This window comes from Rhodococcus coprophilus NBRC 100603 (genome assembly GCF_001895045.1).
GTDB lineage: Bacteria > Actinomycetota > Actinomycetes > Mycobacteriales > Mycobacteriaceae > Rhodococcus > Rhodococcus coprophilus.
The window spans coordinates 58,479-76,616 of record NZ_BDAM01000003.1 but is presented as its reverse complement, the minus strand read 5'-3'; the positions used below and the strand labels follow the sequence as shown (position 1 = coordinate 76,616).

Below are 18,138 nucleotides of genomic sequence, written 5' to 3'. Positions count from 1 at the left end.
CACGATCCCCGGCCGTCAGTCGAGGCAGAATTCGTTGCCCTCGGGATCGGTCATCACGATGTGCCCGGCGTTCAGCGGGGGATCGGGCTCGTGGCGGCCGATCCGCTCGGCTCCGCGCGAGACGAGGCGCTCGGCTTCCGTCTCGAGGGCCGACATCCGGTTTTCGTCGTCCCCTCCAGCGGCCCGCACGTCGAGATGCACTCGATTCTTCGCCTGTTTCCCTTCCGGAACCCGCTGGAAGAACAGTCGCGGTCCGGTCCCGTCGGGATCGACGACAGCGGACGCGTCGTTGCGGTGTTCCGGTGGCACTCCCATCGCCTCCAGCGCTTCGTCCCACGACGAGAAGCCCGGAGGGGGAGCCTGCACCTCGTAACCGAGGACGTCGGCCCAGAACTCCGCGAGCTTCGCGGGATCGCCGCAGTCGAACGTGATCTGGATGTCACGGGCCATCTCAGCCCACCTCCTGTCGAGTGGAACGGGTGTGTAGATACAGGTCGCGGAGCAGACACACCTCGGCTATGTGATGGATCAACTCGCGGTGGATGTGCAGTACAAGGCCCGCCATCGGGTATTCGGCGTACGGCCCCTCCGCCTCTCCGCACGGGCGGAACAGGCCACCTTCGCCGAGTGATTCGACTCCGGCGGTCCAGGTCGCGTATTCCGCGTCGAGTTGGGCGAGTGCCTCGTCTGCGGTTGCAGCGTACTCGAAGGAGGCATAGTCGGTGGGCGCCCGTCCGAAATGGGACGCGTTTCGCATTGCGAGGACCCCCACGATGACGTGGCCTAGTCGCCACGCGATCGTCGTCAACGGTGGCGGGTCCGGCTCGGGAAACGCGAAGTCGATCGTCATAGATCCCGCCCCGGCCTGCACAGGCGCGGTGCCGGTGCCGCGCGGTCGCACGTTCCAGCATCCCGGCGCGGGTTCCCAGAAATATTCGTCGTCGGTGAGGCCGTCGAGTCGGTCGCGTACCGGGTAGGCGTCGAGTTGGTTTCGCAGTAGGGAGTTCCAGTTGCGTTCCGTCATGGGCTAGAGGTTTCCCCATATAGCGGACAGCTGGGTTCCGTGATCTGTGCGACGATCGAACTTGTGACCGTCGAGGCTACGACCGAGCGGGTCCTGCGGTTGCTTGCTCTGCTGCAGAGCCGGCCGTCCTGGACTGCTGCGGACCTCGCGTCCGAATTGCGTGTCACCGATCGTTCCGTCCGCCGGGATGTGGAGAGGTTGCGTGCGCTGGGCTATCCGGTGAACGCGACCGCCGGTGTCGGTGGTGGTTATCGACTCGGCGCGGGCACCCGCCTGCCTCCGCTGCTCTTCCACGACGAGGAGGCCATCGCGACCGCGGTGTCGTTGCGGCTGGCCTCGGGCAGCACTATCGCCGGATCGGCCGAGGCCTCCTTGCGTGCACTGGCCAAGCTGGACCAGGTGATGCCACCTCGGCTCCGGGCGGAGGTGCGGGCCGTCTACGGCGCGATGGAGACCCTCGTCGGCCCGGGAATCGAGATCGATGCGGACACACTGATGGTCCTCGCCCGTGCCTGCCGCGACGCGGTACGGGTGCGATTCCGGTACCCCGACCGCGACGGCGAGGATCGGGAACGTACGACCGAACCGGTGCGACTGGTTGTGGCGGGACACCGCTGGTATCTGATGGCCTGGGACGTCGACCGCGACGACTGGCGCACCTTCCGGCTGGACCGCATGGGTGATGTGGCGGCGTCGACCTGGCGCTTCCGTCCGAGGGACTATCCGGACCCGATCGCGTATGTGCAGCGTGCCGTGACCGAGGCGCCGTATCGCTACCTCGCACGGGTGCGTCTGCGCGCCGAGGCCGACCGGGTGCGGGAGTTGGATCCGCCCCAGGTCGGCCGCGTCGAAGACGGCCACGATGGCTGGTGCCTGCTCGTCGTCGGCGGGCAGGATCTGGACTGGCTCGCCCTGCACGTGGCGCGATTGGGTTTCGACGCCGTGGTCCTCGAACCCCCCGAACTACGGGAGACGGCAAAAGCTCTCGCGCAACGACTCTCGGCGATGGCGACAGTTCTGGAGTGAGACCGATCGGCAGAGTCGGTGAATCCCAGTGCCTGCTTGTGGACCTGATACGGGCCAGGTCCGCCGAGTTGCGGAGCCCGTCGTCGGTTGTGCGGCCAGGAAGCAGCGCCCTCGTCCGATGCGCGCGACTATGAGTCCGTCTACTTCGCCGCGTAGCGGGCGACGATGGTCCGAGCGGCTTCGTCGACAGTGTGGAGCGTCTCTTCATCCGTCAGTGACCAGTTGCCGTGGATGAGGCGTGGCCAGAACACGATAGTGGCGATCATGCCGAGGAACTGTGCCGCTGCGACATCGAGGTCGTCCACGCGTGCGGTTCCCTCAGCGTTCACCTCCTCGAAGTAGCTCCTGAGTGCTCTCAGTAGGGGCAACGTGCCGAAGTTGAAAGTCCTCTCGCGCAGTTCTGCGAACCTCGCGGATTCGGCAATCACCGCTCGCATCAGGTCTGCCGTTCGGGGCCGGGACAACAGCTCCGCATATGCCGAGCCGAGACTGACCAAACCTGCGTGGAAGTCTCCGGGTGGTGGGCTCAGCGGCTCGGAGCCCGACGTGTCGCTCGCCGCGAGTACTGCTGCCTCGAAGAGTTCTGCTTTCGTCGGGAACTGTTTGAACAGAGTCGCTTTCGAGACGTCGGCGAGGTCGGCGACCCGGGCCAACGGCGTTCGATCGTATCCGAGTTCGAGGAACAGCGCGGCGGCGGCCTCGAGAATCGCCGCCCGGTTCTCGTCAGCGATTTGTCGATGGTAGGCGGAGAGTTCGCGGGGCATGCATTCAGTATGACTTAGAGGTGAGTCGCTTGACTCGCAACAATCCGGCCGATACCCTTCGGCTGAGGCGAGTCGACCGTCTCGCCTCAAATTTGGATCGAACCGCACGTGCCCTAGGAGGCGCAATGGCGAAGGTGATCATCCACGCGACGGTGAGCCTGGACGGATTCATGGCCGACGTAGACGGAGGGGTCGACTGGATGAACGGATTCACCGTGACTCCTGAGGACGAAGCCGTCGCGGGAAGAGTTATGAGTGAACTCGGCGCGGTAGTCGGAGGCGCGAACAGAACGCAGACGATCGATGACGGAGAAGTTCCCTACGGGGGAATGGCCGGGGTGCCGGTGTACCTGATGACCCACAGTTCTCATGATCCGATCGAGAAAGACGGCGTGACGTACACGTTCGTCGTCGACGATATCGGCCAGGCCGTGGAGTCCGCCGAGAAGGCGGCAGGGGACAAGTGGGTCAGCGTGCTCGGAGGCAGCATCTCGAGACAGTGTCTCGAACTCGGCCTGGTCGACGAGATCCAGCTGCACGTCGTACCGATCATTCTCGGACAAGGGGTTTCGCTCTTCACCGGCCTGAGCAAGCCCATAAGACTGGAGCGTGTCGGCACATCGGCATTCGCCAGCGAAGCCCACCTCCGATACCGCGTTCTCACATAAACGACGCCGGCCACGGCAGATCCCTCCGGTGCGCCGTACCGGACAGGTGTGAGCGGACCTGCCCCATGGATTGTGACCCCGTTCGGTGCACCCCAACGGAGTGGTCCGAGTTGTTCGCGATTGCCGGCCGATGACCTTCGACCACCACATCCATCGACGTCGGTGGCCGACTCGACGGAGGACGACCACTGCACAACACCGGCGTCGGCCGGGCATCCTGTGTGATGCCCGGCCGACGCCGTCTGTGGATGTGCCGGCAGCCGTATTCTTCGGGCTTGCCGTTGTTCGCTATTCTGCTCGGTACTCCACGACCGGATCGCCGGGAGCGTCCGTGGTGGTGTACGCAGGTCCGAAGTACTCCTGGACACCGTTGGCGACCTGGTTGACTCGTGCACCCCCGGCTCCGGAATGGTCGTCCTCGGAGAACCGGAACGGCACGAGGTTGGGGCCGGTGAAGTCGGTGGACCGGATCGCCTCGACGATCGATTCGCGAGTGGGATTCTCACCCGCGGCTTCGAGTGCCTGAACGAACGTGTGTGCCATGGACATGCCGTAGACGACGTTGCCGTCGAATTCGGCGTCATTGTTGTACTGCGCGTTGATCTCCCGGAACTTGGTGGTCCACTCGTCGTCCTGGCTGAAGTGCGAGGACAGGTAGTTGGTGCTGAGCAGCCCGTCGGCGAGCGGGGCGGCGTCGCCGAGGGTCTTGGACAGCGTCAGGTAGTCGCCTCCCACCGAGGCGGTGGTCCACTGCGGCCGGAAACCGAGTCGGCCCGCGGTCCCGATCGCCAACGCCGTGAAACCGGGAATCGTGGCGAGCATGACGACCTCGCACCCCGCAGCCTGCAGCGCGCCGATCTGAGGGGCGACATTGGTGTTGCTGGTGGCGTAGAACTGCTTTTCGACGACGGCGTCGGCCCCGACGATCTGCTCGACACCCGCCAGGTAGTCGCCGCCGAGATCGTCGTCCTGCCCCAGCGTGCACACCTTCTTGCCGGGGAGGTTGTCCTTGACATACTGCGCCATGATCTTGGCTTCGACGGTGTAGTCGGCGTTGAACCCGAAGGTGTTGGGATACTTGTCGGGCTGATTCCAGATTCGGGAACCGGACGCGACGAACAGGTCCGGAACATTGTTGGTGTCCAGGAAGTCGAGGACACCCGAATGGGTGGGCGTCCCCAGGCCGCCGAGTATCGCGAACACGCGGTCCTGCAACACCAGCTCCCGCACGACCTGCTGGGTGTTGGACGGGTTGTACCCGTCGTCGAGTGCCTTGTACTCGATGGTCCGGCCGTGTACGCCACCTTGCTCGTTGATGTAGTCGAAGTACGCCTTGGTGGCAGGGGGGATCTTCGAGTAACCGGCGGCGGCGGGGCCCGTGAGCGGCATGTGAGTACCGACCAGCACGGAGGTGTCGGTGACACCGGTGGTGTCCCCGTCACCGGAAGACCCGGTCGACGCGGTGGTGCCACTGCCGCACGCGGCAAGCGTCAGGGCCGTCGTCGCAGCGAGTGCGACGAGGGAAAGTTGGTGTCGCCGACCTGATTTCATATGCTGGCCTCTGCTTTCGGTGGGGTGGAGACGGAAGTGGAATCGCGGTGACGGCCGTGTCGCGGGCCGCCGCTACCCGGCCGGAGACGACGGATTGCTGCCCCGAACAGGCCCTGGAGACCGGCCGGCGCGAGCAGCACGATGAGGATGACGGCGACGCCGAAAACGGCGATGGCGAGGTTTCCGTCCAGACGTTCGGCCAGGGACGGAGACAGTTGGAGGGAGTCGGTGAGTGCGGACACGAGCGCGGGCATCACGACGAGGAGCGCTGCGCCCCACACCGCGCCGAGAAGCGACCCGAGGCCGCCGATGACCACACCCATCAGCAGGAACAGCGAGAAGGTGACGCCGAACGCTCCCGGTGAGGCGCTCTGGGAAACCATCGCGAGCACGCCGCCGCCGAGGCCGGCGGCACCGGCACTGACCACGAATGTGGTGATCTTGGTGTGGGCGACGTCGATACCCGCGAGGCGCGCCGCGATCTCGTCGTCGCGCACGGCCTGCATGCGGCGGCCGAAGTCGCCGGCGATGAGATTCGACAGGGCGAGTACGGTGAGGGCCGCAGCGAGCACCGCGATCGTCGCCTGCCACTGTTCGACGGTGAACGCCGCCGCGATGCTGCTAGGCGGCCCCTCCACGTATGCCCACAGACCCTGGTCGCCGCCCAGCACGCTGGAGAACGTGGTGGTGATAGACGGGATCACGACGACCAGCGCGAGCGTCAAGCCGGCCAGATAGGGGCCGTGCAACCGTGCCGCGGCCGCCCCGACGACGATGCCGACCACGGAAGTCACGATGACGGACGCGGCCAACGGCACGAGCAGAACCGAGATCCCGGTTGCTCCCGCGTCGCCCATCGCGTTCGAGGTCAGTGCGAAGGAGTATGCCCCGCAGGCCATCAGCGCTCCGTGGCCGAGCGAGAGCTGACCGTTGCGGCCGATGAGCACGGTCAATCCGGCAGTCGCACAAAGGTAGGCGGCAATCGTGGCCAACTGGTAGTTCCGGAACGGCGGTAATACGAAGATGATCGCGATGACTGCGACGGTGACGGCAGCGACCACCGCCGCGCGTACGGCGAACGAATCGAAACGGGAACTGTGCATGGTCAGACCTGTCTGGCAGCGACGCCGGAGAAGATGCCTTGGGGCCGCAGCAGGAGCACTGCCAGCAGCATGAGGAGGACCGCGATCGGCGCGATGCTCCCGCTGAGGTAACCGCTGACGAAGCTCAGCAGTACGCCTGTCGCGAGTCCGCCGAGTACCGCGCCCACCGGACTGTCGAGCCCGCCGATCACGGCTGCGGTGAACGCGAAGATGAACACGAGATCTACTGCGTGCGGGTTCAATCCGAGTTCGGTGGGTACAACGAGGAGCGCCGCCAGCCCGCCGACCGCACCGGCCAGAGCCCACCCGAGGGTGAGCATCGACGAGACCTTCACGCCGAGCAGTCGAGACACGTCCGGAGCGAACGCGGAGGCCCGCATCCTCAGTCCGAGGTCGGTCCGGGTGAACAGCAGGGCGAGGCCGATGACCACCACGCCCACCGCTGCGAAGACGAACACGTCGTACGGTGACAGCAGCGGAACGTTCCCGACGCGCAACGGATCACGACTGAACGGCAACTGCATCGGCCGGAAGTCGTTGCCGTAGATCATGCCGAGTACTGCGTGGATCACCATGACGAGTCCGAGCGCGACGATCACCGCGGCCAGTGGGCGGCTGTGGTCGAGGCGGCGGATCAGCACCCGCTCGACGAGCGCCCCCAGCACGAAGCCGCTCACGATCGCCGCGAGGAGCCCGTACCAGTACGAACCGGTTGCCGACGTGACCGAGTAAGCGATGTACGTGGTGGCCGCGGCCATCGCACCCTGTGCGAAGTTGATCACGCGGGTGCCCCGCCAGATCAGCACCAGTGCGAGGGCGAAGGCCGCGAATACGGCGCCGCGCGCGAGCCCGTCCACGGTGAGAAACAGGAATCTGTCCATCGGTTACTCCTCAGAATCCCAGGTAGGCGGTGCGGAAGTCGCTGTCCATCACGAGTTCTGCGGCCGACGTGGCGACGACGATGCGACCCAGCGCCAGCACGATCGCCTGGTCGGCGATCGGGAGCGCGCTGTGAACGTTCTGTTCGACGAGCACCACAGTCAGTCCGGTGCGGTCACGCAGGTCGCGCAGGACCGTCATGATGAGGTCCACGATGCGCGGCGCGAGCCCCAGCGACGGCTCGTCGAGAAGCAGCAGCGACGGCCGTGCGACCAGCGCACGACCGATCGCGAGCATCTGCCGCTCGCCCCCGGAGAGTTGATGGCCGCTGCTGTTCCGTCGACGGGCGAGAGGTTCGAACATCTCGTACATCTCGGCGATGGCGCGCTTGGTGTCCGCGCGGTCCTTGCGCCAGAGTCCACCGAGCCGCAGATTCTCCTCGACGGTCAATTCGCCGATCACGCCACGGCCCTCGGGCACGTGGGCAACGCCGTGGTGCACGAGTTTTTCCGTCGGGACACCCAGCACGGGACTGCCCGACACACTGATCGATCCCTGGACGGCAGGCAGCATTCCCGACAGTGCGCGCAGCAGGGTCGTTTTCCCGGCACCGTTGGCGCCGACGACGGCTGCGATCGTACCCGACGGGACGTCGAAGCTGACCTCGTGCAGTACCGGCACGGGACCGTATCCGCCGGTGAGGTTTTCGACACGCAGGAGTGGTGTGCTCACGCCGCGTCCTTTCCGCCGAGGTAGGCCGCAGCAACCAGCGGATCTGCACGGATCTCGTCGGGGGTGCCCGCGGCGATCACCTTGCCGAAGTCGAGGACGACGATGTGATCGCACACCGACATGATCAGATCGACGTTGTGTTCCACCAGCATTACCGAGCGTGACCCGTCGCCGCGCGCGGGTAGCCGGCGGATCAGCGTTCCGAGTTCCTCGATGTCGGCGCTGTCCAGGCCACCTGCGGGCTCGTCGAGAAGGAGCAACGTCGGGTCCGAGATGAGGGCGCGTGCGAGCGCCACTTTCTTCGCCACCGCGTAGGGGAGCGCCGGGGGGAGGGACTGTGCGTAGTCGCCGATCCCGAACTCGTCGAGCAGCGTTGCAGCCGCGTCTCGGGCCGCCCGCTGGGTTCGCGCGCCGGACGGCAACCCGAGCAGGCTCGTCACGAACGGTGCGCGATGGGACAGCGACGCACCCGCGGCGACGTTCTCGAGGACGGTGAGTCCACCGAAGAGTCCGAGTCCCTGCAACGTGCGCGCTACCCCGTGCCGGACCAGGCGGTGAGGTGCGGGGCGCACCGGGCGGCCGTCGAACGACAGCGTCCCGGCGCGCGGACGCTGGAATCCGCAGACGACGTTGAACAGCGTCGTCTTCCCCGCGCCGTTGGGGCCCATGACGCCGACCACCGAGCCGGCCGGTACCTGCAGCGACACGTCTTCGAGAGCGACGAGGCCGCCGAAGCGAACCTCGATGCCGTCGAGTCGGAGCCGGATCGGAGGTTCACTCCGGGTGACGATTGATTGCACAGCGGGTGCACTTTCTCTCGTGCCCTCTTCGGACTTTCGGGCGATCTGCCGGGTCCGAGTGAGACCGGCATCACTTTGCAGCGAAAGGTTACAACACCGTGAGTGTATGTTCCTACTGTCCGGGCTGATCATTACGGAACAGGAGTCGAGACTGTGGTTGCATCCGACGAGGGAGCCCCGCGCCGGCTCGACGGCCGCGTCGCGGTGGTCACCGGTGCCAGTCGAGGAATCGGATTCGGTATCGCAGAACGCCTCGTGGCGGAGGGCGCCCGGGTGATGCTCACGGCGAGGTCGCCGGAGCCACTCGCCGAAGCAGTCGCGGCGCTCGGACCCGAGGTCGCGTGCGGTGTGGCGGGCAAGGCGCACGACCCGGCCCACCGCGATGAGGTGATGCGGGTAGCCCTCGATCGTTTCGGCAGGATCGACATCCTCGTCAACAACGCCGGTACCAACCCCGTCTACGGTCCTTTGATCGATCTCGACCTCGAGGCTGCCCGCAAGATTCTCGAGGTGAACGTGCTCGCTGCGTTGGCCTGGACTCAGCGCTTCGCCGCGCTGACCACCGAAGGTGGTGCGGTCGTGAACATCTCGTCCGTATCTGCGTTCTCCCATGCACCTGGAATTGCGTTCTACGGGGTGAGCAAAGCGGCCCTCAACCAACTCACTCGCTCACTCGCGGCAGAACTCGGACCGGCGATCCGTGTCAACGCAGTCGCCCCGGCGGTGGTGAAGACGCGCTTCGCGGCGGCACTGTACGAAGGCCGGGAAGAGCAGGTGGCGGCGCGATATCCGATGCAGCGCCTCGGCGTGCCGTCCGACGTCGCATCGGCGGTCGCCTACCTCGCGTCCGACGACGCATCCTGGGTGACCGGTCAGATCCTCTCCGTCGACGGCGGCGGTCTCACGGCCGCAGCGGAGTGAGGCTCGGCGGGCGGGTTCATGCCGGCGCGAGCAGGCTCGGGTGCACTGGCAGAATGGAGCACAGCAGTACACGAACGATGCAGGTGAGGAATCGGTGGTGACCAGCACCTCGGACGGGCGGACCGCACGCGGTGAACGCACCCGGCGCGCCGTGATCGACGCGCACATCGCTCTGATCGAGGCGGGAGAACTCAAGCCGACCGGAGCGCAGATAGCGGAGCAGGCAGGAATCTCCCTGCGTGCCCTATGGGCAAACTTCAACGATCTGGAAACGCTGTTCGGCACCACGGGTGCCGAACTTCTCAGCCGCCAGGACACGATGTTCGTGCCGGTCTCACCCGATCTCGACCTGCCCGAACGGGTCGACAAGTTCTGCGCTCAACGCGGGAAACTGCTCGAGTTCATCGCTCCCTACGCGCGCGCGGCGGGATTGAGAGAGCCGTTCTCGCGGGAGTTGCGAACCAACCGTATGCGGCACATCGCGCGCGTCACCGACGAGATCGAGGTGCTCTTCGCGCGCGAACTCGCACCGCTTCCGGCCTCGCGCCGGACGCAGACGATCCAAGCACTCGGAATCGCGAGCACGTGGGCGTCCTGGTCGGTGCTGCGCGACGAGTACGGCCTCGACGTCGACGGCGCCACCGCCGTGATGCGTCAGACGGTCGCCGCACTTCTTGCAGCGGCGGTACATGCTTCCCTCGGATAGCGAAGGGCCGCGCGGCCGGTCGGGTTCATCCCAGCAGCGAGGCCACGATCCGGTCGGCGGCGTTGCGGTGCCCGGCAGCATTAGGATGCAGGGGGATTGCCTCGGTGACCGGTGAAAGGCCTTCCATCCAGCGCTCTGCGGGGTCGGCGCACGAGTCGTGCCCGACGGTCGACGCGGTCAGATCGATGTACTCCGCGCCCGAATCCTGCACGTGCCGGCGCATGACGTCGTTCAGCCTGTCGAGTTTGTCCTGGAGGTAGGTCGCATCCTCAGGCCACATCCGCTGGTCGGGGAAGCATCCGCCGTCGCGGATGGCCGTGGGATAGCCGACGAATACGATCCTCGCGTTCGGGGAACGATCCCGGATCTCCTGGGTGATCGTTCCGTAACGCGGACCGAAGGCGTCGATCGCGGCGTCGACCCGGTCGGAACCGGCCGCGGTGTTCGTCACGGCACAGGACTGCCCATCGGGCGGCGGGCGCAGATTGATGCATCCGATCGCCAACTGGACCAGACCGATGTCGTTCCCGCCGATGTCGTTCCCGCCGATGCCGACCGTCACGAGGTCGACGTCGGGTGTCAAGGCGTCGTACTGCGGCAGCACGCCGCCGCCGCCGAACGTCGACTGGGATTCGGTGAAGTCGGTGCTCACCGCGGCGCCGCACGACACGTCGATGAACCGGGAGACGTTCAATACTTCCGAGACCAGGGTCGGATAGTTGCTGCTCGACCGTCCGCATTCCTCCGACACCGTAGGCGGAATCCCGGGACCGGAGGTGAACGAATCCCCGAGCGCAACATACGAATCGTAGAGCGGAGTGGCCGACGCGGACTGGGACGCAGGCAGAAGCGTCACGAAAACTGCAGTCATGAGTACGGATCCGGCGACTCTCATACGGGCGGCACCTGTACGCACGGGACTCCCACCGAATCGGCGACATGTTTCGCTGATCATCCGACGGTGAGGTCAGGCTGTCAAGGGATCGGCGGTGCTCGATGACTCGCAATGTTCGAGCGGCTCCGGGGCGGCACGGGTCACGGCCGGCGACAACCGTCTTGTGCCACTGCGTGTCACCACGCTGGGGCTCTGCAACGAGGCCGTCCCATGGGGATCGGCAAGGGTGTGTTCGCAAACCACGGCCTCGATTTCCGACTCGTCGACGTTCAGCCCGCTGGAGCGGTTCCAGGCACGCCCGGGGTTTTCTCCGGTCGTGCCTTTGTCGGTGACGCGTTGTCCGCCAGGGCCTTCGAATCCCTGTACGCCGATCGCGGGGCGGTCGGGGAGTGCAAAGAATTCCTTCATGTGTTGTGACGTAGCCCATTGACACCATTGAATGTGACCTTCATCATATAGAAATCAATCGATTGATTGATTCCTGAGGGGGCTCGGGGCGATGCACAGGTGGGCCGACGTCGTGGGGGCGAAACCCACCTGACCTTTTCCTGCTCGGAGCGAGTTGCGCCGGGCGTCCAGCTCTGTGGTTTCGCATGAAAGGACGAGGAATGGTGTCTGTCGAATCGGTGAGTACAGGGCAACCTGTGGAAGCAGGAGAATCGGTGAGGCCGGGGCAATGGGTCGATTCGGGACCGGGCCTGTCGGATCTCGACTTCACTCCGTTGACGCTGCAGATCACGACCGATCGCTACACATCCCGCGAATACGCTGAGCGGGAGCGGGTCTCGATCTGGGAACGTGTGTGGCAGGTGGTGGGCCGTGCCGACGAGTTGCCCGACGCGGGAGATCGCAAAGAGTTCCATATCTTCGATCAGTCCTATTTCATCGTCCGGGGCAGGGACGGCGTGATCCGGGGGTTCGTCAACGCCTGCCGGCATCGTGGGAACATCCTGTGCCGGGGCACAGGCGGCGGCGCTCGGATCAACTGCCCCTACCACCTGTGGTCCTATGATTTGCAGGGCAATCTCGTGGGCGTCGGCAGGTCGGATCTCGATGCGGAGATCGACAAAGCCGAACACTCACTTCTGCAGGTGTCGGTCGAGTGTTTCGCCGGGTTCGTTTTCATCAATCCGGATCCGAACGCAGCACCGCTCGTCGAGTTCTTCGGAGACGAAGTCGCGGAACTCCTCGCGCCGTACCACTTGGATGAAATGACCACCGTGCTCAATGTTCGCGAGAGCCTGGAATGCAACTGGAAGGTGGTCATCGACGCCTTCTCCGAGGGCTACCACATCGCCGGAATTCATCCGGAACTGCTTCGGGTGATCAATATCGATCCGACCACCGTCCGGTACCGCTTCTTCGAAGACCACAGCGTCTCGGTCGCTCCCTTCGAGGTCAAGAATGTGGAGAACTTCGGTCCGGAAGACGAACTCGAAGGGATCAGGGAACTCCCGGGCACGTTTCCGGGGATCGCGGCCTACCTTCCCCGTCTCGAGGAGCTCGCCGACTCGTACCGCAACACCGACGGGGTGCTGGAATATCCGGAGGGAGTCTCGGGTCGGTCGTTGCTCCAGCAAGCCACCCGCGAAACGCTCACCGGGATGGGGTTCGACGTCAGCGGACTCACCGACGCGCAGATGAGTGACAATCACGGCTGGGTGCTCTTCCCGAATTTCTTCATGACGGTGCGGGCGGGAGAGGCGACCGTTATCGTCGCCACACCGCATCCCGACGGTGACCCCGCCCGATGCGTCTGGCAGATCATCAGCGTCATGTACCTGCCCGCGGAATATCGCGAGGCGGCCCGGGCGCAACAGATCGAGGTCGAGGAGCCAGGGAGCTTCAAGTATTTCCTTGCGCTCCAACAGGATTACGAGCAGATGCCACGCCAGCAGATCGGCTTGCGCAACAAGTCCCTCGAATACATGTCCCTCATCAGGGAAGAAGTCCCCATCGCGAAATTCCATTCGGTACTGGATCGCTACCTCGCAGGCAAGGGCTGACGCCGTTCTCGGTCTCGGCGAACGAAAACTCGAAAGGTTCTGGCAATGAGGAAGATAGACGACGTCATCGACGAGTACACCGGATTGTCTCGTGCGGTGCTGGAATACACCCGGGTGACGAAGCGCATTGTGGACAGTGCCAAGGATTCCGGATTCTCCGTCCGGAGCTGGGAGCCCCTGGCGGAGCTCGTCGCGGTCGACGAATTCGAGCGAGTGGGCAACTTCAAAGAGGTTATGAACTGGGAGCAGTACACCGACTTCCTCACGAACTGGGCGTCGTCGTCCGAGTGGGAGGGTGTGTTCAAGCGCGTCACCGAAACGCCGGGGCTGGTATTCCTCGAGCTCGAGGAGCGAAGCAGCGTAGGGGAATTCAGTAACGTGGTGAATTCACTGGCGGCCTTCGAATTCGACGAGGCCGGGAAGATTCGCCACATCGACGTGTATCTGCAGATGGCGATGCCCGAGGCCGGGATGCTTGCGAGCTATGAGGGTGTCGGAATTCAGGAATGACCTATCGGTGTCTCCCGCTGGGGAACGCCGAGGTGACCGAGATCGAACGACTACGTGTATCCAAGAGGAGATCGAATGAACGTCGAAGAACGCATCGCTCAGCATCGCCGGATGGCCGAGAGCTACGGTAACGCGTACCTGCGCCAGGGTGTCAAGGACGGGGAAGAATACGCGGGCGAAAACAGTGACGGGGCCTGGAAGTTCGCTGCCGACGCCATCTACACGTCGCCGTACTTCACGGGCGAACAGGTCATTCGGATGAGCGAGGTCGCAGAGGACACGGCCCGGACGTCGACGTTGGAAGCGAAGGCGTACTCCCTGACCTTTCCGGACTGGAAGCCGAAGAGCTTCGACTACTGGCCTGCCGACAACGGCTTCGTCATGAAGACCCGTTGGGAAGGAACCAAGGCGGACGGCGTCACGATGGGGTTCTATTCGTACAGCTTCGTCGAGACGAACGACGACGCCGAGATCACGCGGTGGGAAACCCATGTCAACGACGAGTACAGCCCCTTCCTCGAAGTCGCGATCGGCGTGAGTGGTCCGTTCCACGGTCAAACCGCCTACATGGAAGCCGTTCACCGCTGCCTCGACAGGGCCGGCGTATCCATCTGATGTGTGGTCTCCGGTCTGCAGCAGGCCGGGATCGATCGAGTACGAACGGAGATTTTTCATGATCGAGACTCGAGCGCTCACTCCGGCATTCGGTGTCGAAGTCACCGGTGTCGAGAGTCTGGACGAGGCGGTGGTCCCTCGACTGACCGAGGCGCTGAAGTGGCGGGGGGTACTGCTCATCCGGGGCCTTCACCTCGACGACGAAGCTCAGATCGCCTTCAGTCGAAAGCTCGGCACCGTGGTGCAGCCGATACCGGGGGAGGAGATCATGACGGTCTCTCTGGACCCGGCGAAGACGCGGTCCGCAGAGTACCTCAAGGGCACGCTGAGCTGGCACATCGACGACACCACCAACGATGTGCCGGCGAAGATGACCGTTCTCAGTGCCCGGCATGTCGCGGCGATCGGCGGTGAAACCGAGTTCGCCAGTACGTACGCGGCGTACGAGAACCTGCCAGAGTCGCAACGCAAGCGCTACGAGGGGTTACGCGTGCTGCACAGCTTCGAAGCGGCGCAGCGAACGGTCTATCCGGATCCCACCGATGAGCAGGTCGAGCTCTGGCGCCGGCTTCCCACCCATGAGTCGTCGCTGATCTGGGATCGCCGTGACGGCCGCCGATCCCTGGTCATCGGCGCGACGGCAGACCACATCGTGGGCATGGATCCTGTCGAGAGTCGCGAGCTCCTCGACGAGCTGCTGGCCTGGACCACTCAGGAGCGCTTCTGCTACACCCACGAGTGGCAGGTGGGTGATGTGGTGATCTGGGACAACACCGGCATGCTGCACCGCGCACTGCCGTACGACCCGTCGTCCGAACGCCTGATGCGCCGCAGCACAATCGCCGGCGACGAGGCGTGGTCATGAAATCTGCCGTCGTGACCGGCGGCGGTTCGGGTATCGGACGTGCCGTTGCGGAGCGTCTGAGGAAGGACGGTTACCGCGTCGCGGTCCTCGATCTGAAGCCGTCCTCGTCGGAATACGAGTACACGGCAGACGTGACGGACCGCGCACAGATCGACGCGGCACTGGCCGAAATCCGGGCACAGTGGGGGCCGATCACGATCCTTGTCAACGGGGCGGGACTCGAGCTGCACAAACGGTTCACCAACACGGACTTCGACACGTGGCAGCGACTGATCGACATCAACCTGACCAGTGTCTACCACTGCGCACAGGCTGTCCTTCCCGACATGCTGGATGCGGGCTGGGGTCGAATCGTCAACATCTCCTCGTCGAGTACGCATTCGGGTCAGCCGTTCATGTCGGCCTATGTCGCGGCGAAATCGGCCGTCAACGGGCTGACCAAGTCGCTGGCGCTGGAATACGGGCCCCACGGCATCACCGTCAACGCGGTACCGCCAGGATTCGTCGACACACCCATGCTGCGCAGGGCCGAGGAGAAGGGTCATCTCGGCGGCACCATCGAGGAGCACATCATGCGGACCCCGGTGCGGCGAGTCGGACGACCCGAGGACATCGCTGCCGCGTGTTCGTTCCTCATCTCGGAGGAAGCCGGTTACATCACTGGACAGATCCTCCCGGTCAGCGGCGGTCGGAACACCTGAACCCGAGTGTGCAGCCGGGCGGTCGCCGGAGGGTGACCTCCTCGACTCGTTGCTCCCCGAGACCCGCGTTCTCGGGGAGCAACGCAGGTCAGATCTCGACGCCCATCGACTCGGCGAGAATCGGCCACGAGCTGCGCAGATCGTCTTCCCAGTAGCCCCAGGAGTGGGTTCCCGCGGCGCCGAGGTCCGCGGTCACCGGGATTCCCAGCTCGTCGAGCCGCTGCGCCAGTTGGGTAGTGCACACAAGCGTCGCGGCCTCGATGGCACCGCCGAGGACGAGCTGCGTACGGAACGACTCGCCTGCCGCACGTTCCTGTCCGGGCACGTCGTGAGGGCCGGGAAGCCCGTTACGGCTCGACAAATAGAGTGCCTTGCCCCGCAACTGCTCGGCGTGGAGGTAGACATCATGCTCGGCCCATCGCGGGTCACCTTCCGGGCCCCACATGTTGTCCGTGTTGCCTTTCCCGCGACGCTCCACCACCAGCTCGACGTACTTCCGGCCGAGGGGATCGCTCGTGCGCACACATCCGCTGAAAGACGCGACGCCCGAATACAGGTCACCGCTCCGGACGGCCAAGTCCAGTGCCGATCCGGCGCTCATCGACATGCCCAGTATCGATTGGACCCCATTGGCGCCCAGTTCCGCGTCCATAACCGGAGGGAGTTCTTCGGTCAGGAAGGTCTCCCACATGTTGCGGCCGAGAATGTCGTCGTCCTCGGCCCAGTCGGTGAAATAGCTGAAGTTGCCAGTGGCGGGAACCACGACGTTGACGTTCTTGTCGGAAAAGAACTCGGCGATGTCGCTGCTCTCCATCCAACCGGTGCCTTCGATGGTCCCGACGCCGGCGCCGCCGAGCGCGTAGAGGATCGGTCGCGGCTCGCCGCTGTCTGCCGCGTGGAGAACGTCGAGTGGCACCACACTGTCCATCGCGGGTGAATACACACCGACTCGCCAGTGCTGTTCGGAAACCGGGGTCACACTGTCGACGTATGCACCAGTCGGTACGGGAGTCGCGGCCGCAATGCCGGATCCGGCTGTCGAGGCGACCACGCAGGCGGCAAGCGCTGTGAGCGTAAAGCACACGCGACGGGGCATAGGGGATCGATTCATGGGCGCCCTTAGAAATCCGAGAGGTTCTGAGTCGCCCCCCGGCATCGACCCCTGTGATGTCCGAATTGTACCTTTATCGAAAGGGTGCCGCTCTCCGGGATCCTACGAGATCTGGAGATGCCGGTCGCTGATCCCCGGTTCTCGAAAGTGTTCTGAACAAACAACAGTGTGGCCCGGCATCGCGGCGCGGACACCCGTCGTGCTTGGCTGTCGGATGTGAAGACCACGTGGGTGCGGGCCGCAATCGGGACGGGTGCATGGGTTGCGGTCTCGATCGGTGCGATCGGGATCGCGTTGCACTTCAGCCCGTCGTCGGCGCGTGTTCTCGTGCTCGCGGCATCGGGAGCCCCGTATCTGATGGCGTGCGCACTGATCGGTCTCCTGGCATTCCTGGCTCTCGGGAAACGGGCCGGCGTGGCGGTCGCGGGTCTTGTCGTCATAGGGGCTGTGACGACCCAGGCACCCCTCTACATCGGTGACGCGGACCTCGCCGAAGGCCCTGTGGTGCACGTGATGCAGACAAACATCCTTTACGGAGAGGCGGACGCCGCCGCAGTGGTGACCGAGGTGCGCGAGCGAAACATCGGACTGCTCACGGTCGACGAACTTTCGCCCGAGGCCGTCGAGGCTCTGGCCCGAGCGGGTCTCGACACGGTGCTGCCGTATCGGCATCTCTCGCCCGCCCCCGCCGCGAACGGAACAGGGATCTGGAGCGCCTATCCGCTGTCCGACACTGTCGAGTACGACGGGTTCGTGATGAACCAGATATCTGCGACAGCGGAGATTCCGGGTGCTGGGCCGGTCGGCGTCTACGCCTTTCATCCCGTGCCGCCGGTCTTCGACGCGCACGTATGGGCCGACGAACTGTCCCGTCTGCACGATATTCTCGAACAGGCACCAGGGAAACGTCCGGTTGTCGCGGGCGCCGATTTCAATGCGACATACGATCATTCGCAGTTCCGGGTATTGCTGTCGGGCCGCTTCGGTGATGCCGCCGAGCAAGTCGGTGCGGGGCACCTGCGCACCTACCCCACGGACAAACGGATCCCGCCGGTGGTCGGCATCGACCACATTCTCGTCGCAGGTGGATCGGCGACCGAGGTGGAGACGGTGAGCGTGCCGGGATCGGACCATCGTGCGGTGATCGCGCAACTGCGTCTCGACGGCATGCCCGAGTAAGTCGTACGAGCTCTGAGGGAAAGGAGGCGGCGCCGCTGTCGCGGCGCCGCCTCCTTTCGGCTGCGAGTAGCCCCGGACGGGC

General features: G+C 64.8%; 20 protein-coding genes. 10 read left to right on the top strand and 10 right to left on the bottom strand.

All coding sequences use genetic code 11. The features are described from left to right. Window positions 1-15: 15 nt before the first annotated feature. Together RDCOP1_RS06185 and RDCOP1_RS06180 are read right to left on the bottom strand one after the other, a co-directional pair. Complete coding sequence (locus RDCOP1_RS06185; protein WP_072699250.1) at window positions 16-450, bottom strand: VOC family protein; 435 nt, start codon at window positions 448-450, stop codon at window positions 16-18. 1 nt (window position 451) lies between these two features. Further along, window positions 452-1,024, bottom strand: coding sequence for a DinB family protein (locus tag RDCOP1_RS06180; RefSeq protein ID WP_072699249.1), 573 nt, complete (start codon window positions 1,022-1,024; stop codon window positions 452-454). 63 nt (window positions 1,025-1,087) lie between these two features. Here RDCOP1_RS06180 and RDCOP1_RS06175 point away from each other — a divergent pair, with 63 nt between their 5' ends. Next, a complete protein-coding gene (locus RDCOP1_RS06175) occupies window positions 1,088-2,050 on the top strand; it encodes a helix-turn-helix transcriptional regulator (protein ID WP_072699632.1) in 963 nt (320 codons plus the stop codon). A 140-nt stretch (window positions 2,051-2,190) separates the two neighbouring features. On the opposite strand, the gene RDCOP1_RS06170 is transcribed toward RDCOP1_RS06175, so the two are convergent. Further along, the gene (locus tag RDCOP1_RS06170; RefSeq protein WP_072699248.1) at window positions 2,191-2,814 is read right to left on the bottom strand and encodes a TetR/AcrR family transcriptional regulator; all 624 of its coding nucleotides are present in this window, start codon (window positions 2,812-2,814) and stop codon (window positions 2,191-2,193) included. 125 nt (window positions 2,815-2,939) lie between these two features. Here RDCOP1_RS06170 and RDCOP1_RS06165 point away from each other — a divergent pair, with 125 nt between their 5' ends. Next, window positions 2,940-3,482, top strand: coding sequence for a dihydrofolate reductase family protein (locus RDCOP1_RS06165; RefSeq protein ID WP_072699247.1), 543 nt, complete (start codon window positions 2,940-2,942; stop codon window positions 3,480-3,482). A 288-nt stretch (window positions 3,483-3,770) separates the two neighbouring features. On the opposite strand, the gene RDCOP1_RS06160 is transcribed toward RDCOP1_RS06165, so the two are convergent. The 5 genes from RDCOP1_RS06160 to RDCOP1_RS06140 are packed head-to-tail and all read right to left on the bottom strand — an operon-like array spanning window position 3,771 to window position 8,547. Beyond that, on the bottom strand, window positions 3,771-5,033 hold the full coding sequence (locus RDCOP1_RS06160) for an ABC transporter substrate-binding protein (protein ID WP_072699246.1): 1,263 nt from the start codon (window positions 5,031-5,033) through the stop codon (window positions 3,771-3,773). Continuing rightward, complete coding sequence (locus tag RDCOP1_RS06155) at window positions 5,030-6,136, bottom strand: branched-chain amino acid ABC transporter permease (protein WP_072699245.1); 1,107 nt, start codon at window positions 6,134-6,136, stop codon at window positions 5,030-5,032. The genes RDCOP1_RS06160 and RDCOP1_RS06155 overlap by 4 nt, the downstream gene beginning before the upstream one ends. Before the next feature lie 2 nt (window positions 6,137-6,138). Beyond that, a complete protein-coding gene (locus tag RDCOP1_RS06150) occupies window positions 6,139-7,017 on the bottom strand; it encodes a branched-chain amino acid ABC transporter permease (protein ID WP_072699244.1) in 879 nt (292 codons plus the stop codon). 10 nt (window positions 7,018-7,027) lie between these two features. Then, complete coding sequence (locus RDCOP1_RS06145; protein ID WP_072699243.1) at window positions 7,028-7,747, bottom strand: ABC transporter ATP-binding protein; 720 nt, start codon at window positions 7,745-7,747, stop codon at window positions 7,028-7,030. Continuing rightward, window positions 7,744-8,547, bottom strand: a complete 804-nt coding sequence (locus RDCOP1_RS06140; RefSeq protein ID WP_072699242.1) for an ABC transporter ATP-binding protein — start codon at window positions 8,545-8,547, stop codon at window positions 7,744-7,746. Before RDCOP1_RS06140 ends, RDCOP1_RS06145 begins: the two co-directional genes overlap by 4 nt. A 153-nt stretch (window positions 8,548-8,700) precedes the next feature. On the opposite strand from RDCOP1_RS06140, the gene RDCOP1_RS06135 reads away from it, so the two are divergent. Both RDCOP1_RS06135 and RDCOP1_RS06130 read left to right on the top strand, forming a co-directional pair. Continuing rightward, entirely contained in the window at window positions 8,701-9,468 is a 768-nt protein-coding gene (locus tag RDCOP1_RS06135) for an SDR family oxidoreductase (RefSeq protein WP_072699241.1), read from the top strand. A gap of 97 nt (window positions 9,469-9,565) precedes the next feature. Continuing rightward, window positions 9,566-10,174 carry a TetR/AcrR family transcriptional regulator gene (locus RDCOP1_RS06130; protein ID WP_197713470.1) on the top strand — a complete coding sequence of 203 codons (609 nt, stop codon included), beginning with the start codon at window positions 9,566-9,568 and terminating at the stop codon, window positions 10,172-10,174. Between the two features lie 25 nt (window positions 10,175-10,199). On the opposite strand, the gene RDCOP1_RS06125 is transcribed toward RDCOP1_RS06130, so the two are convergent. Continuing rightward, window positions 10,200-11,045, bottom strand: coding sequence for an SGNH/GDSL hydrolase family protein (locus tag RDCOP1_RS06125; protein WP_072699630.1), 846 nt, complete (start codon window positions 11,043-11,045; stop codon window positions 10,200-10,202). 632 nt (window positions 11,046-11,677) lie between these two features. Here RDCOP1_RS06125 and RDCOP1_RS06115 point away from each other — a divergent pair. The 5 genes from RDCOP1_RS06115 (at window position 11,678) to RDCOP1_RS06095 (ending at window position 15,766) form a co-directional block, all read left to right on the top strand. Continuing rightward, complete coding sequence (locus RDCOP1_RS06115; RefSeq protein WP_072699239.1) at window positions 11,678-13,075, top strand: aromatic ring-hydroxylating oxygenase subunit alpha; 1,398 nt, start codon at window positions 11,678-11,680, stop codon at window positions 13,073-13,075. Window positions 13,076-13,120: 45 nt separating this feature from the next. After that, window positions 13,121-13,585, top strand: a complete 465-nt coding sequence (locus RDCOP1_RS06110) for a hypothetical protein (protein ID WP_072699238.1) — start codon at window positions 13,121-13,123, stop codon at window positions 13,583-13,585. Window positions 13,586-13,660: 75 nt separating this feature from the next. Beyond that, on the top strand, window positions 13,661-14,200 hold the full coding sequence (locus RDCOP1_RS06105) for a hypothetical protein (RefSeq protein WP_072699237.1): 540 nt from the start codon (window positions 13,661-13,663) through the stop codon (window positions 14,198-14,200). 58 nt (window positions 14,201-14,258) lie between these two features. Next, window positions 14,259-15,065, top strand: a complete 807-nt coding sequence (locus RDCOP1_RS06100) for a TauD/TfdA dioxygenase family protein (protein WP_072699629.1) — start codon at window positions 14,259-14,261, stop codon at window positions 15,063-15,065. Further along, on the top strand, window positions 15,062-15,766 hold the full coding sequence (locus RDCOP1_RS06095) for an SDR family NAD(P)-dependent oxidoreductase (RefSeq protein WP_072699628.1): 705 nt from the start codon (window positions 15,062-15,064) through the stop codon (window positions 15,764-15,766). The genes RDCOP1_RS06100 and RDCOP1_RS06095 overlap by 4 nt, the downstream gene beginning before the upstream one ends. Window positions 15,767-15,854: 88 nt before the next feature. On the opposite strand, the gene RDCOP1_RS06090 is transcribed toward RDCOP1_RS06095, so the two are convergent. After that, window positions 15,855-16,877 carry an alpha/beta hydrolase gene (locus RDCOP1_RS06090; protein WP_072699236.1) on the bottom strand — a complete coding sequence of 341 codons (1,023 nt, stop codon included), beginning with the start codon at window positions 16,875-16,877 and terminating at the stop codon, window positions 15,855-15,857. Between the two features lie 216 nt (window positions 16,878-17,093). On the opposite strand from RDCOP1_RS06090, the gene RDCOP1_RS06085 reads away from it, so the two are divergent. Then, the gene (locus RDCOP1_RS06085) at window positions 17,094-18,056 is read left to right on the top strand and encodes an endonuclease/exonuclease/phosphatase family protein (RefSeq protein ID WP_169848840.1); all 963 of its coding nucleotides are present in this window, start codon (window positions 17,094-17,096) and stop codon (window positions 18,054-18,056) included. The last annotated feature ends 82 nt before the right edge of the window (window positions 18,057-18,138 follow it).